This is a genomic window from Pseudomonas sp. AKS31 (assembly GCF_023634765.1).
GTDB lineage: Bacteria > Pseudomonadota > Gammaproteobacteria > Pseudomonadales > Pseudomonadaceae > Aquipseudomonas.
This window is the reverse complement of the sequence record NZ_JAMLFX010000005.1, coordinates 283,147-297,652: the sequence shown is the minus strand read 5'-3', so window position 1 is coordinate 297,652 and position 14,506 is coordinate 283,147. Positions and strand designations below refer to the sequence as shown.

Here is a 14,506-nt window from a genome sequence, read left to right as displayed (position 1 = left end):
ATGGACAAAGCCCTACCCTGGCCTTAAGGTTCGAAGCTTTGAGTACAGTCGGCACCGAGCCTATCCATGAGCAAATACAACCAGATCTATAGCGATCTGCTGGCCAGCATTACGACTGAACGCCTGGAGCGCGGCGCCCGCCTGCCTTCCGAAACCGAACTGATGGACAGCTATCAGGCCAGCCGAGGCACGGTACGCAAAGCCATCGAACTGCTTCAGGAACGCGGCTTTGCGCAGAAAATCCACGGCAAAGGCACCTTTGTGCTTTCAACCAACCCGATCGAATTTCAGCTCGGCGGCATCGTCAGTTTCCAGGAGACCTACCCGCGCCTGGGCAACGATGTCAGCACCGAAGTGGTCGAACTGAGCCAGATCCCGCTCGAAGGCGCACTGCTCGAACACATCCATGCCGAACCCGGCAGCCTCATCACCCGGATCAAGCGTGTGCGGCGGATCGACGGCAAACGGGTGATCCTCGACATCAACCACTTCGTCAGCGAAGTGATTCCCGGCCTGTCCCTCGATATCGCCGAGCAATCGATCTACGCCCATATCGAGCAGACCCTGCAGCTACAGATTGCCTACGCCCAACGCACCATCGAAGCGGTGCCGCGCAGCAAGGACGATCAACTGCACCTGGACCTCGACGGCCAGAGCCATGTGATCGTGGTCAGCAACCAGACCTTCCTCCAGGACGGCCGTCAGTTCGAGTACACCGAATCGCGGCACACCCTCGACAAGTTCTACTTTTCCGACGTGGCGCGACGCTGACCCCGACACGTTTCAAACGATCATGTGCGGTACATATGTAGTGCACTCCCCTTGAACGAATCGGCCATGCTCGGTCTTCATTTCTCAAGGATGGAGAAAGCATGTACGCCACCCAACAAAGCCCTCTGCCGAACGCGGCAGACAAAGCAGCGCTGAAGCGAATCGCCTATACCGTCGTGCAGAACTGCCCCGGCCTGCAGGACGCCGCCCATCAAGCCGCGGGTGACCTGCTGGAAGCAAAAGGCTTGTCGAGCCTCGACCCGGATCAGGTTTATTTCCATCGCTTCAAGACGGCCCAGAGCAGCACCCGCTCGTTTACCGGCTGGGAGCACATCCGCGAAAAACCCTACGAATCGATGACCCTGACACAACTGGTCATTCATCGTTTTCGCGCCACCGACCAAGACAACGCCGACCTGCTCGATCTGTACGGTGGCTTCTACAGCGAAGGTCCGCAGGACGAGAACTTCGACGAAAAAAACCAGGTGCGCCTGCACGGCAACGAGGTCTTGAACGCGTTCTGGAGCCTGGATTTCAGTGGCCACTACAGCGCCACCCTGACGGACTTCTGGAACAGCCACGCCGAGGATTTCCGCACATTGGCAAAATGCAACCTCCTCAGCCGCGCAGTGCAGGCGCTGGACCTTGGGCAACTCACCCGCAGTGACTTTCAATGGCTGCTGGACTCCGTGGCGGGACCGGTCAACTGGCCGGTCACCCTGAGCATGCTGCAAGCGAGCCACACGCCAACGGGGAATGTGTTCGCCTTCGACATTGACGGGCATATCTCCACGCAATTGCTGCGCATCGTCGACTCTGCCGGTCGGCAGATTATCTATCTGCCCGGTGAGACCGAGGCGTTCGTGGTCAAGGAAACGCCGGCGGACCTGCATTGGTGGGTGCTGGATCAACTGAACGACGCAAAACGCCGCGCGGCCTTCCTCGAGCATTTTGCCCTCGCCGATCGTCAGCACATGAGCGAGAACATCACCGATCTGATGAATCGCCTGGTGGGCACCTGGGGCTGCTCAGATCATCACCTGATCAACCGCACGAACCAGGTGCTGAGCGACGATGCATTCAGTTGGCTGCGCGACTCGACACGCCAGGCGATGTTTGCTGAAGCCCACCTGTCCCTGACATCCAATGGCGATCTGCGCAAGAAACTGTGGATCGGCTATCTGAGTGCGGGCCTCAAGGTATTTGGTCCGATGGCCACTGTCGGTTGGCCGCTGGCGTTGCCGGTTATTGGCGCCACCCTCGCCAGCATGGGTCTGAATATTGAACAGGCGCAAAACGGCAAGACAAGGGCCGAACGCAAAGCCGGTGTGCTGGGTGCGGTTCTGAGTGGCATCAACCTGTTATTCAACCTTCCATTGCTGATCGGCACCGGGCCGATGCTGGAAGTTGGCGCCGAGGTCGAGGCGGCAGAAGCCGCCGAAATGGCTGAATACAGCGAAGCCTTGAACGCCTCCGCCGAAGCCGACAACCCACCGATCATGGTGCCGGACGATGCCGACATCACCCTGCCAACTGTCGATGAAACGACGCTGATTCCGGCGCAAAACGCCCTATCGCCTCCGGTGCCCGAACGGTACCAATGCAACGAGTTGCTTGATGGCACAGCACTCGGCGAAGAGTCCGGGAAGTTTCACGGCATCTACCGTCTCGACTCGGATCCGCCCTATGCCATTCTGATGAACGATGCGCCGTACTATGTGCGCTACTTCGCCAACGTACGCGGCACTGGCGACTGGGCCATCGTCGACCCGGAGCGCCCCAACCAGCTTGTCCACGCGCTGCCGGTGCGCCTCAATGTCGAAGGAGAATGGGAGCGCATGCCAGCCTTGGGCCTCAAGGGTGGCGGCCAGTGCATGGGCAAACAATGCACTCCGGATCTCGAACTCGACACCTTCGAACCTGCATCAGCCGAGACGCCCGTGCAACCGGCAGAAGAACCACAACCCTCGACATCGCGGCCCCCACGCCCGGTGACCAGTGCCTTCGACATCGAACCGTCGGTACGCCGTTCGATAAAAGCCTGGGCGTTGAACCTCAACGAAACCCATGCCCGGTTGCAGCCCGACGGTGCCGGCGGTTTTGCCATGGACGATCCGTTCGAGTTGTATGCCGCTGGCAAACGCCAACTTCTGCAAAGTTCAGCCCGAGGCTTTTTCAAGAACCTGCCGTGGGTCATCCAGCCTGCGCGCCCGGTGATACCCGAGATCAACCGGCTGATGCCACTGGCCGATCTTGTCGATGGCGTTTTTGAAAGTGCCTCCGGGCTGGTGGTCGGAGAAACCCTTGATCGCATTGCCAGCATGGGTTTTCTGATCGAAAACATGCCGGCTCTGGCCCGACACGTGAAAACCCTCTACCTGCGCGGCCTGCTCAGTGACTTCGCTCAAGTGGAACTGAACCGCTACTTCACCAGCGGCAACATGACTGCGGATTTACACACTTACTTGAACAGCCTGGGCACCGATCCCGCCGGTCGACTCAACCCACTGGAACTGGTTCAGGTTGCACGAGCGAACGGGGTTCGGATTCAGGCGGTCGATTGCGCCGCCAGCTACAAAATGAAAACACCGCTGCCCTCCGTCGACGAGCAAATGATGAACACCTTCCTGACCAACGACATCATGACCGGTGACGTCTACCTCAACAGCCCCGGAAAATGGATCGTAGTGACCGATGCTCACAACACCAACACCTTCAGAGGACTGCTGGGCATCAGTGAACTGAAGGGGGGAATCGGCTTGCGAATCGATGAAGTCGGCGCCGGTGAAGAGCTGGGCGTGGATGTCGATCCGGGTATTGAAGTCCCACGCGGCAGCTCGCCCGGTGGCACTGTCAGACAAGGAAATCCAGACCTCCTGCGCGCCGACTTGCGCTTGAAAGTTCAGGCACCCGAGGTGACCTGGACCGAAGATACGCTGGAGAATCTGTTGTACAGGCGCGGCATGTATCTGTTCGAAAAAGCGGGCGACAGCTACACGCTGATCCACCGCAGCAAACAAGGCATGCTGCAACGCACACCGATCACTCGATCGAGTGACGGCAAAGTCTCCCTTCACCGACCTGCATGGCAGCGCGTGAATGACATTGCGTTCGCCAGTCTGAAGGACATGTCACAACGGTTGTCCGATACAGGATTGATATTGCGCAGCCGGATTCCTGATTGAGGCTGATCGCTAGTAACCAATCTTCTGCCGAAGCAGCTTGTTACCGTTGAGACAGGCAACCACCTGACAAACAGAGACAACGTTACGTAGAATGCCGCCGTGGCTATGGAACACCTTCCTTCTAAACCTCCTATGACCTAGGGGTTTCGCTCTCCACACCGCGCCTGCTTCTTGCAGGCGTTTTTACATCCGCTGCAGACACGATGCTGCAGCTCGTCCATGACGGCGACCCAAGGAGAAAATCAAGCATGAATCAGGAGCTGTTCCTGCGTCGCCGCAGCAAAGTTCACGTCCCGACGGGCACTGGCGGCGCCACGCGCGCTCAAGTCGCGTCGGCCGTCCAGGAAGTCGCGGCATTCCAATGCGTATTGTCAGAGTCTCTGATTGAGCAAATCGGCATGTTGTCGGCGACAGAACTCAAGTACTGGCTACGCGAAATTATCAGAGTCCTGCGACGCAGAACCGGCGCTCATGTGCACCACCGGCCGTTTTATCCGGACTTTCCAGAGCAGGTTCTGAAAGCCTCGGAGGCGGAGCTGTACCTTAACGCCGTCATGCACTACCTCACGCTTCGGCGTTTACCGCCGACCGAACACGCTCGCCCGCCGATGCTTGAAGGTAACTTCATATCCTGGGTGATTGAATCGGGTAGCTTTGCTGAGTTCGAGTCACTGCTGGAGCCGCTGGTTTCATCACGCACTTCGCTCTCCGAAGAGGAAACAGCCGATGTTGTCTGGTTTATCCGAAACTACAAAAGCGATGTGTTCCGCCTGCTGCCCGAGATCATTCCGTTCCGGGAGATCCGTGCACAGGTTGGCGGCGCACTGATCATGCATGTCGCTGGCGACAAACGAGTAGATACATTTTTGGAGCGAAATGTCGAAACAGCGACTGACGTACTCCGACTGGCAGTCGCCCTGAGCGGAGGAGACGTATCGCTGGCGACCGCTTCGACGCGTTTCAAACCGATGAAGCGTTCGATGCGCCGTCTGTTTTTGCAGTTGCTCGATAAGATACCCAACGCTGCCGAAGACGTGATGCGTCATGCTGAGCGCTGGAAACGCCTGGCTGAAGTACTGCATCCGGGCGACTATGCCGATCAATATCCACACGCTCTGGCCGCCATCACGGCAGCGCGTCGAAACGAACCGCCCGTCACATTTAATTCACGCGTGGAAACATTGCTGGCCCAGCGTGACATCGCCACGCTTATGCCAATACTGCAAAGCCGCCCTGGTGAGTTCGCGCGACGGCTTGACGTGACCCTGCGCCGCGCGAAGGAAACAGACTCGGTACTAGAAGCGTTCGAGGCCGTTGCGGCACAAGTGTCCTCGCCTGTCCTGCTGCAGATTCTGGCCCAGGTGCGTGCACCGCGCCCTCTGCCCCTGCGGGCGTTCACACCGAAAGGTTCATTCGCTAAAGTCTTCGCGATCAAGGATCACCGAGAGCCTCTTACACCTGAAGTGCTGGCGCGGGCAGCCCGAATCTGCGACGACGCTCTCTTGAAGCGGTTTGCGTCACTGCCACCGCTAGGCCGCTGTTTCATCGATCCAGCATTAAGCGAATACAGGGTGCCGCTGGCGCAGCGCGCCGCATCAAAGGCATTACGTACGCTGGTGCGAGGCAGTCAATTACCCATTCCTGACACACGTTTCATTCGCCTGTTCCTCTGGTGGAAGAATGGCAGGGGACGTACGGATATCGATTTGTCCGCCGCTTTTTTCGATGCCAACTTCGTGTTCAAAGATTCGGTCGCGTATTACAACCTGGCGGGCTACGGCGGCTACCACAGCGGCGACATCGTCGATGCGCCCGACGGCGCTTCGGAGTTCATCGACCTCGACATCGAGGCCCTTGTCGAGAAGGGTATCCGTTATGTCGTCACGTCCATCAACTCATACACCGAGCAACCGTATTGCGATCTCCCGGAATGCTTCGCTGGCTGGATGGCCCGCACTGATACAGCGTCGGGTGAAGTGTTCGAGCCGCGATCCGTGTTCGACCGTATCGATATCGCATCCGACACAGTGATCTGTCTGCCATTCGTGATGGACCTGCAGGAACGACGCATGATTTGGGCCGATCTGGGGCTCACCTCATTTCCGCGATGGAACAACCTCGGGAACAACCTCAGCGGCGTGTCGTTGATGCTGCGGGCGTTGGTGCATACACCTCGGCCGGATCTGGAAACTCTGTTCGATTTACATGTTCGAGCGCGAGGGGAGCGAGTGGCTTCACCGCAGCAGGCGCAAGCAGTGTTTGCGCCTGATCAAGGAATTACGCCGTTCGATACGGTTCTGATTCGATCACAGTTTCTCTGACACCTGCGCCAGCTCGCCTGCGAATCCGGCGCGGCACGCTGGTCAGGCTTCAAATCAATTGCTCTAACCAGAAAACTCACCCAACAAAAAAGGCGCCTGAGCGCCTTTTTTGTTCACCACGAAACAACCAGGAGGATCACTCCCACTCAATCGTCGCAGGCGGCTTGCTCGACACGTCGTAAGTGACGCGGGAGATGCCTTCGATTTCATTGATGATGCGGCCGGATACGGTTTCCAGCAGTTCGTAAGGCAGGTGAGCCCAACGCGCGGTCATGAAGTCGATGGTTTCTACGGCACGCAGGGCCACGACCCAGGCGTAACGACGGCCATCGCCGACCACACCAACCGATTTCACTGGCTGGAACACCACGAACGCCTGGCTGACCTTGTGGTACCAGTCGGCTTTGCGCAGTTCTTCGATGAAGATGTGGTCGGCGCGACGCAACAGGTCGGCGTACTCCTTCTTCACTTCACCAAGGATGCGCACGCCCAGGCCCGGGCCCGGGAACGGGTGACGGTAGACCATGTCGTACGGCAGGCCCAGTTCCAGACCCAGACGACGGACTTCGTCCTTGAACAGTTCGCGCAAAGGCTCGACCAGTTTCAGGTTCATCTCTTCCGGCAGGCCGCCCACGTTGTGGTGCGACTTGATCACGTGGGCCTTGCCGCTTTTCGCGCCAGCCGATTCGATCACGTCCGGGTAGATGGTGCCCTGAGCCAGGTACTTGATGTTGTCCAGCTTGCAGGATTCGGCATCGAACACGTCGATGAAAGTGCGACCGATGATCTTGCGCTTCTTCTCCGGATCGGCTTCGCCGGCCAGGTTGTTGAGGAACTGCTCTTCAGCGTTGGCGCGGATCACCTTGACGCCCATGTTCTCGGCGAACATGGCCATCACTTGCTCGCCTTCGTGCAGACGCAACAGGCCGTTGTCGACGAAGACGCAGGTCAGCTGGTCGCCGATGGCTTTGTGCAGCAGTGCGGCAACCACCGAGGAGTCAACGCCGCCGGACAGGCCCAGCAGCACGTTGTCGGTACCGACTTGTGCGCGGATGTTGGCGATGGCGTCTTCAGCGATTTTCGATGGGGTCCACAGGGCTTCACAGCCGCAGATGTCCAGCACGAAGCGCGAGAGGATGCGACCGCCCTGTTTGGTGTGGGTCACTTCCGGGTGGAACTGCACGCCGTAGTAGCCACGGTCGTCGTTGAACATACCGGCGATCGGGCAGCTAGGGGTGCTGGCGAGGATGTGGAAGTCTTCCGGCATCTTGGTGACCTTGTCACCGTGGCTCATCCATACGTCGAGGCCGAACAGGCCGTCAGCGTCGATGTGGTCTTCGATGCCGTCGAGCAGACGGCTCTTGCCGACCACGTCAACGCGGGCGTAGCCGAACTCACGCAGTTCGGAACCTTCAACCTTGCCGCCCAGTTGCTCGGCCATGGTCTGCATGCCGTAGCAGATACCGAAGACCGGTACGCCCAGATCAAACACTGCCTGTGGGCAGCGCGGGCTGTCGGCGACGTGCACGGACTCGGGGCCGCCGGCGAGGATGACGCCTTTAGGAGCGAATTCGCGGATCGCATCTTCGTCCATGTCGAACGGGTGCAGTTCGCAGTACACACCGATTTCGCGCACGCGGCGGGCGATCAGTTGGGTGTATTGCGAGCCGAAGTCGAGGATCAGGATGCGGTGAGCGTGAATATCGAGGGCCATGATTCAGTCTCGTCTAAGTCGTTCAGAAACAGTCGTGATTCAGAAACAACTCGGGGCTGAATCAAACAGCCCCGGTTGCTTTGCTTGTTGCTTGAAGGCTCAACCTACGCGGTAGTTTGGCGCTTCTTTGGTGATCTGCACGTCGTGAACGTGGGATTCGGCCATGCCAGCGCCGGTGATCCGCACGAATTCAGGCTTGGTGCGCATTTCTTCGATGTTGGCGCTGCCGGTGTAGCCCATCGAGGAACGCAGACCGCCCATCAACTGGTGAATGATCGCGCTCAGGGTGCCTTTGTAAGGCACACGGCCTTCGATACCTTCCGGAACGAGTTTCTCGGCGCCTGCCGAGGAGTCCTGGAAGTAACGGTCGGAGGAGCCTTGAGCCTGGGACATGGCGCCCAGCGAACCCATACCGCGATACGCCTTGTACGAACGGCCCTGGAACAGTTCGATCTCGCCCGGTGCTTCTTCAGTACCGGCGAACATCGAGCCCATCATCACGCAGGAAGCACCGGCTACGATGGCCTTGGACAGGTCACCGGAGAAACGGATGCCGCCGTCGGCGATCAACGGTACGCCGGTGCCTTCAAGGGCAGCGGCGACGTTGGCGATGGCACTGATTTGCGGGACGCCGACACCGGCGACGATACGGGTGGTGCAGATCGAGCCAGGGCCGATACCGACCTTGACTGCGTCAGCGCCTGCTTCGGCCAGAGCCTTGGCAGCGGCGCCGGTGGCGATGTTGCCGCCGATCACCTGCACTTCAGGGAAATTCTCTTTGACCCAGCGAACGCGGTCGATCACGCCTTTGGAGTGGCCGTGCGCGGTATCGACTACCACGACGTCCACACCGGCATTGACCAGCGCGGCTACACGGTCACCGGTGTCTTTACCGGTACCGACAGCGGCGCCAACGCGCAGACGACCTTGATCGTCCTTGCTGGCCAGCGGGTAGGCTTTGGCTTTTTCGATGTCTTTGACGGTCATCATGCCTTTGAGGGCAAACTTGTCATCGACGATCAGAACTTTTTCCAGACGGTGCTTGTGCAGCAACTCGCGGACTTCGTTCTTGTCGGCGCCTTCACGCACGGTGACCAGACGCTCTTTAGGCGTCATCACTTCACGTACGGTGGCTTCCAGACGGGTTTCGAAACGCACGTCACGGGAAGTGACGATGCCGACCAGGTCGCCATCGTGCAGCACCGGAACGCCGGAAATGTTGTGCATGCGGGTCAATTCGAACAGGTCACGCACCGTGGCATCAGCCTCGATGGTGATCGGATCCTTGACGACGCCGGCTTCGAACTTCTTGACCTTACGCACTTCGGCAGCTTGCTGCTCGATGGTCATGTTCTTGTGGATAATGCCGATGCCACCTTCCTGAGCCATGGCGATTGCCAGACGGGCTTCAGTCACGGTGTCCATTGCAGCAGAAACCAGAGGAATGTTCAGCTCGATGCCACGGGTAAGGCGGGTCTTGAGACTGACTTCGTTAGGAAGTACCTCGGAATAACCAGGCACTAAGAGAATGTCGTCGAATGTCAGAGCTTCTTGGCTGATACGCAGCATCGCGGGGGCTCCCGAGCGGGAAAATGGAAGCGCGCCATTATAGTCATCCACCCCCCGCTGTTCAATGTAAAACTCAGCTTAATATCAATGTTGCTGATATACGGAGACCCCCGCCGTTACAGCTCCACCTTGACCCAAGAGACAGGTTGATCGAGCCAGTCAGCAAACTCATCGATAAAGCTCTGCTTGAAACCGGCTTCAAGCCAGTTGTTGAAGATGAAGCCGAGGTTGGAAAACGCACATTCCTGCAAATACAGAAAGCCGTTGATGTCGTCTTCATGCCCGCATTCAGGGCAGGTGAAGTTGTCGGTGCGCCCGGGCATCCAGTCCTCCAGGCTATCGAACAGCGCTTCGCCGACCTCGCGACGGCACTCGGCGCAGCCAGCCTCTTCGAGAAAACCTTTGGCCGGGGTGTAGATGCAGCGCTTGGTGACGATCTCCAGCCCGTTGATCGGCTCACCGAACGGCAACGCTTGCGGGTGCAGCACCACGGCCCGCGCACCATCGGCAATCGCGTACGCCATGCGGTTGCCGGTGCGACCACAGGTTGTCAGCTCTTCTTTGATGATGTTCTTGCGCACCAGCCAGCGCACGATCGCCCGGGCCCGGGGTTCGTGGACCGGCAGGGTGGAGATTTTCGGGACGATGATGCTTTGCGAGTTCATGGTGCAAGCCTGCTGCAAATACTGAGGATGTCCATTGTGGGAGCTAGCCTGCTAGCGATTGCGGTGGGTCAGAAATATAAATGTTGACTGACACTGCGCGATCGCCAGCAGGCTGGCTCCCACAGGGAATGGCGGGCGGCAGCTTAATCCCTGACAAAATCCGGTCAAGTGCTGAGGTAGCGCCCGATCAACGCAATCCCGCTCGCCAGCACCAGCCATGTCACCAGCCGCACAAACGCTTCGCGCGACAACTTCATGGTCAAGTGCCGCCCGATCCACAACCCCAGCGCCATGGCCGGCAACAGACACAATGCCAGCATCAACAAGGGTAGCTCGGCATACACACCGGCGATGGCAAACAGACTCAAACGCACCACTGTGCTGCAACTGATCAGCGCACTTTGCGTCGCCCGCGCGGCGTCTTTCGGCAGCCGACTGTTGAGATAAATCGCATAGAGAAAGCCGCCACTGCCAAACAGCGCGCCGAACAACCCGCCCACCGTCCCCATCGGCACTGCCCACGCCGCCGACAATTGCGCTGGCCGCACTTTCACCCACAGGCTGTAAATCGCATAAGCGCTGATAAACAGCCCCATCAACAACAGCAACAGATCGGATTTCAGATTAAGTAGAAAGATCACCCCCAACGTGCAGCCGACCGCCATGCACGGCAGCAGCCGCAACAGCTCCGGTTTAGCCACATCCCGCCGCGACGGCAGCAGATTGCCGAACGCCGCGACAAAATCCAGCAGCACCAGCAACGGCACGATCTTCGACAGCGGCATGAACAGAATCAGAATCGGCCCCGCCACCAGCGCCGTGCCAAACCCGGCAATGCCGAACACGATGTAAGCCAGGGCGATGCCCAGCCCGATCACCACCCAACCACCTCCCCCCCACGACCACTCACTCAACAACCCTGCCACGCTCATCGATGCGCTTCCTTAATAAGCCCGAGATGACTTTAGCCAGCGCCGAGGGTTGCGACTAATATCTTCCAGGCCGCTTACCCATCTCGAAAAGGCATGCCTGTGCTTTCAACCCGTCAATTGCGTTACTTCGTGGAAATTGCCGAATGCGGCAGTTTCAGTGCTGCAGCTGAACGTTTGTTCGTTGCGCAATCGGCGCTGAGCCGGCAGATCAAGGACATGGAGACGCGCCTGCAAACCCCGCTGTTCGAGCGTACGGCGCGCCAGCCTCGACTCACGGCAGCAGGCGAAGCGTTTTTACCGCGAGCACGAAATCTGCTCAATGAATTGAGCAAGGCCAGCGCCATGGCCACCGAGGTCGGTAATGGTCAGCTCGGCACATTGCGCCTCAGCCATTCCAGTACCGTGTCGATCAGCGGCCGTTTGCTCAGTGGTATTGGCGCTTACCTGCAACAACAGCACGGCGTGTCGCTGGACATCGGCAAGTTGTCTTCCGAGGCGCAATTGGAAGAGTTGGCCGAAGGACGCCTCGACGTCGGCCTGCTGCGTCTGCCCGTATTGCGTCAGCGCGAAGGTGTTCAGATTTTGCCGCTGTTTACTGAGCGCTTGCTGCTGGCAGTTCCGATGAATCATCGATTGGCCGAGGCTGAGCGTGTTGACCTGGCTCAACTGAAGGACGAAGCGTTCATCTCGATCCCGCATCCGCACCGCGGCGGCCTGAGTTATCTGTGTGCAGACTTGTGCATGCGTCAGGGTTTCTTCCCGAAAGCCGCGCGGGTCATGTCGCGCAAGACCACCCAGCTCCAGCTGATTCAGGCCGGGTTCGGCATCGCCCTGCTGCCGGAATCGATGCAGGACATCGCCCCGAGCGGCGTACGATTCCTGCCGCTGACCGATCCCGATTGCCACAGCACCGTCGCCCTCGCCTACCGCCAGAATCCCACTCCGCTGATCCAACACTTCCTCCAGACCTTCACCAATCCCCTGTAGGAGCTGACGAGTGAAACGAGGCTGCGATCTTTTGATCCTGACCGCCAAAAGAAAGATCAAAAGATCGCAGCCTTCGGCAGCTCCTACAGGGGAGCGTGTATTGCATTGGAAATTAGCTTTAAACTGCGCCCCATGATTAAAGATCCCTTTGCAAGACTTGGCCTGGACCGTGAAGTCCTGACCGTCAGCCAGCTCAACGGCCGCGCGCGGGTGTTGCTCGAAGACGTGTTCAGCAACATCTGGGTCGAAGGCGAAATCTCCAACCTCGCCCGCCCGGCGTCCGGCCACATCTATTTCACCCTCAAGGACAGCGGCGCTCAGGTTCGATGCGCGTTGTTCCGGCAGAACGCGGCGCGGGTGCGTCAGGCGCTGAAGGATGGCCTGGCGGTCAAGGTGCGCGGCAAGGTTTCACTGTTCGAAGGCCGTGGCGACTATCAGTTGATTCTCGACACAGTGGAGCCTGCCGGTGACGGTGCGCTGCGTCTGGCGTTCGATGCGCTGAAAGAAAAGCTCAGCGCCGAAGGCCTGTTCAGTGCCGAACGCAAAGTGCCGTTGCCCGCGCATCCGCAACGCATCGGCATCATCAGTTCGCCAACCGGCGCGGTGATTCGCGACATCATCAGCGTATTCCGCCGGCGTGCGCCGCAGGTGCAACTGACGCTGATTCCGACTGCCGTGCAGGGCCGCGAAGCTACCGCGCAAATCGTCCGAGCACTGAAAATGGCCGATGCCCGTGGTTTCGATGCGCTGATCCTCGCCCGTGGCGGCGGCTCGCTGGAAGACCTCTGGTGCTTCAACGAAGAAGCCGTGGCCCGCGCCGTCGATGCCTGCGTGACGCCGATTGTCAGCGCCGTCGGCCACGAAACCGATGTGTCGATCAGCGACTTTGTCGCCGACGTGCGCGCCCCCACGCCGTCGGCGGCTGCCGAACTGCTTGCTCCCGATTCGAGTCATCTGATCCGTCAGGTCGAAAGCCTGCATCGCCGTCTGGTGATGCGCATGCGTGATCGCTTGATGCGTGATCGCCTGCGCCTGGAAGGCATGGCCCGTCGCTTGCGCCATCCAGGCGAGCGTCTGCGTCAGCAGGCTCAGCGTCTGGATGATCTGGACATGCGCATGCGCCGGGCCTTCGAGCGTCATCTCAATACCCGCCGCGAACGCCTGATCCGCCTGGAAACCCGCCTTGCCGGGCAACATCCGGGACGGCAACTGGCGATGTTGCGTCAGCGCCTCGACAGCCTCGCCGAACGCTTGCCCCGGGCCATGCGCGAAGGCCTGAAAAACCGTCGTCTGCAACTGCACAGTCAGATGCAGACATTGCACGTGGTCAGCCCGCTGGCAACGCTCGGCCGTGGTTACAGCATTCTGCTCGATGAGCGCGGCCAGGCGATCCGCAACGCCGCGCAGACCCACACCGGCCAGCGCCTCAAAGCCAAACTCGGCGAAGGCGAACTGCAAGTGCGCGTCGAGGACAATCACCTGACGCCTGTCACCCTCTCTTTACTGGACTGATCCATGCCGCGTTTTCTGGCTCCACTGCTTTTGCTTTGCCTGACCTTCAATGCCCACGCCGACAGTTACATCACCCGGCTACTCAACAAACCGGTGCCGGGCGGTGTGGCGGTGATTGATCTGGGCACCGCCGCGCAGGCGCCGAAAGCCACTTATCAAGGCAAACCGGTGCTGGTGGTGAAAGAACAGAACAACTGGCTGGCGATTGTCGGCGTGCCGCTGACCGTCAAGCCGGGTGCACAACAGATCAGCAGTGGCGGGCGCAATCTGCCGTTCACCGTGGGCAACAAGAACTACCCGGAACAACGCATCACCCTGAAGAACAAACAGCAAGTCAACCCGGATCAGTCGAACCTCAAACGCATCGAGGGTGAACTGGCCGAGCAGATCAAGGCGTATCGCAGCTTCAGCCCGAACACGCCGAGCAATCTGTTGCTGGACAAACCGGTCAACGGGCCGCTGTCGAGCAAGTTTGGCGTACGGCGTTTCTTCAATGGTGAAGAACGCAATCCCCACGCAGGCCTCGACTTCGCGGTGCCGGCGGGCACGCCGATCAAGACTCCGGCGGCGGGCAAGGTGATCCTCACCGGCAACTACTTCTTCAATGGCAACACGGTGTTTGTCGACCATGGGCAGGGCTTTATCAGCATGTTCTGCCATATGTCGAAGATTGACGTGAAGGTCGGCGATCAACTGGCACGCGGAGCGGTTGTCGGCAAAGTCGGCTCGACTGGCCGGGCGACCGGGCCGCACATGCACTGGAATGTCAGCCTGAATGATGCGCGGGTGGACCCGGCGATTTTCATTGGCGCATTTCAACCTTGAATATGTATTGAGGCGACCGGCCTCT

Annotated in this window: 10 protein-coding genes; 6 read left to right on the top strand and 4 right to left on the bottom strand. The window is 59.2% G+C overall.

Features of this window, described 5'->3' with window-relative positions; genetic code table 11:
- Nucleotides 1-66 precede the first annotated feature (66 nt).
- The 3 genes from treR (at nt 67) to M9827_RS17020 (ending at nt 6,277) form a co-directional block, all read left to right on the top strand.
- Nucleotides 67-771 (top strand): trehalose operon repressor, encoded by a 705-nt coding sequence (treR, locus tag M9827_RS17030; RefSeq protein ID WP_034156275.1) that lies wholly within the window; start codon nt 67-69, stop codon nt 769-771.
- 101 nt (nt 772-872) lie between these two features.
- A complete protein-coding gene (locus M9827_RS17025; protein ID WP_250606283.1) occupies nt 873-3,956 on the top strand; it encodes a membrane-targeted effector domain-containing toxin in 3,084 nt (1,027 codons plus the stop codon).
- A gap of 248 nt (nt 3,957-4,204) precedes the next feature.
- On the top strand, nt 4,205-6,277 hold the full coding sequence (locus M9827_RS17020; RefSeq protein ID WP_250606282.1) for a TerD family protein: 2,073 nt from the start codon (nt 4,205-4,207) through the stop codon (nt 6,275-6,277).
- Nucleotides 6,278-6,413: 136 nt separating this feature from the next.
- Here M9827_RS17020 and guaA read toward each other — a convergent pair whose 3' ends face one another.
- From guaA to M9827_RS17000, 4 genes are all read right to left on the bottom strand, one after another.
- On the bottom strand, nt 6,414-7,991 hold the full coding sequence (gene guaA / locus M9827_RS17015; RefSeq protein WP_250606281.1) for a glutamine-hydrolyzing GMP synthase: 1,578 nt from the start codon (nt 7,989-7,991) through the stop codon (nt 6,414-6,416).
- Nucleotides 7,992-8,090: 99 nt separating this feature from the next.
- Complete coding sequence (guaB, locus tag M9827_RS17010; RefSeq protein ID WP_034156270.1) at nt 8,091-9,560, bottom strand: IMP dehydrogenase; 1,470 nt, start codon at nt 9,558-9,560, stop codon at nt 8,091-8,093.
- A 116-nt stretch (nt 9,561-9,676) separates the two neighbouring features.
- Nucleotides 9,677-10,225: a sugar ABC transporter ATPase gene (locus M9827_RS17005; RefSeq protein ID WP_201228387.1), complete on the bottom strand. Its 549-nt coding sequence runs from the start codon at nt 10,223-10,225 to the stop codon at nt 9,677-9,679.
- A gap of 164 nt (nt 10,226-10,389) precedes the next feature.
- A complete protein-coding gene (locus M9827_RS17000; RefSeq protein WP_250606280.1) occupies nt 10,390-11,157 on the bottom strand; it encodes a sulfite exporter TauE/SafE family protein in 768 nt (255 codons plus the stop codon).
- 99 nt (nt 11,158-11,256) lie between these two features.
- Between M9827_RS17000 and M9827_RS16995 the strand changes: the two genes are divergently transcribed.
- The 3 genes from M9827_RS16995 (at nt 11,257) to M9827_RS16985 (ending at nt 14,481) form a co-directional block, all read left to right on the top strand.
- Complete coding sequence (locus tag M9827_RS16995; RefSeq protein ID WP_250606393.1) at nt 11,257-12,144, top strand: LysR family transcriptional regulator; 888 nt, start codon at nt 11,257-11,259, stop codon at nt 12,142-12,144.
- A 132-nt stretch (nt 12,145-12,276) separates the two neighbouring features.
- Nucleotides 12,277-13,656: an exodeoxyribonuclease VII large subunit gene (gene xseA, locus M9827_RS16990; protein ID WP_042704978.1), complete on the top strand. Its 1,380-nt coding sequence runs from the start codon at nt 12,277-12,279 to the stop codon at nt 13,654-13,656.
- Between the two features lie 3 nt (nt 13,657-13,659).
- Nucleotides 13,660-14,481, top strand: coding sequence for a M23 family metallopeptidase (locus M9827_RS16985; RefSeq protein ID WP_250606279.1), 822 nt, complete (start codon nt 13,660-13,662; stop codon nt 14,479-14,481).
- Nucleotides 14,482-14,506 lie beyond the last annotated feature (25 nt).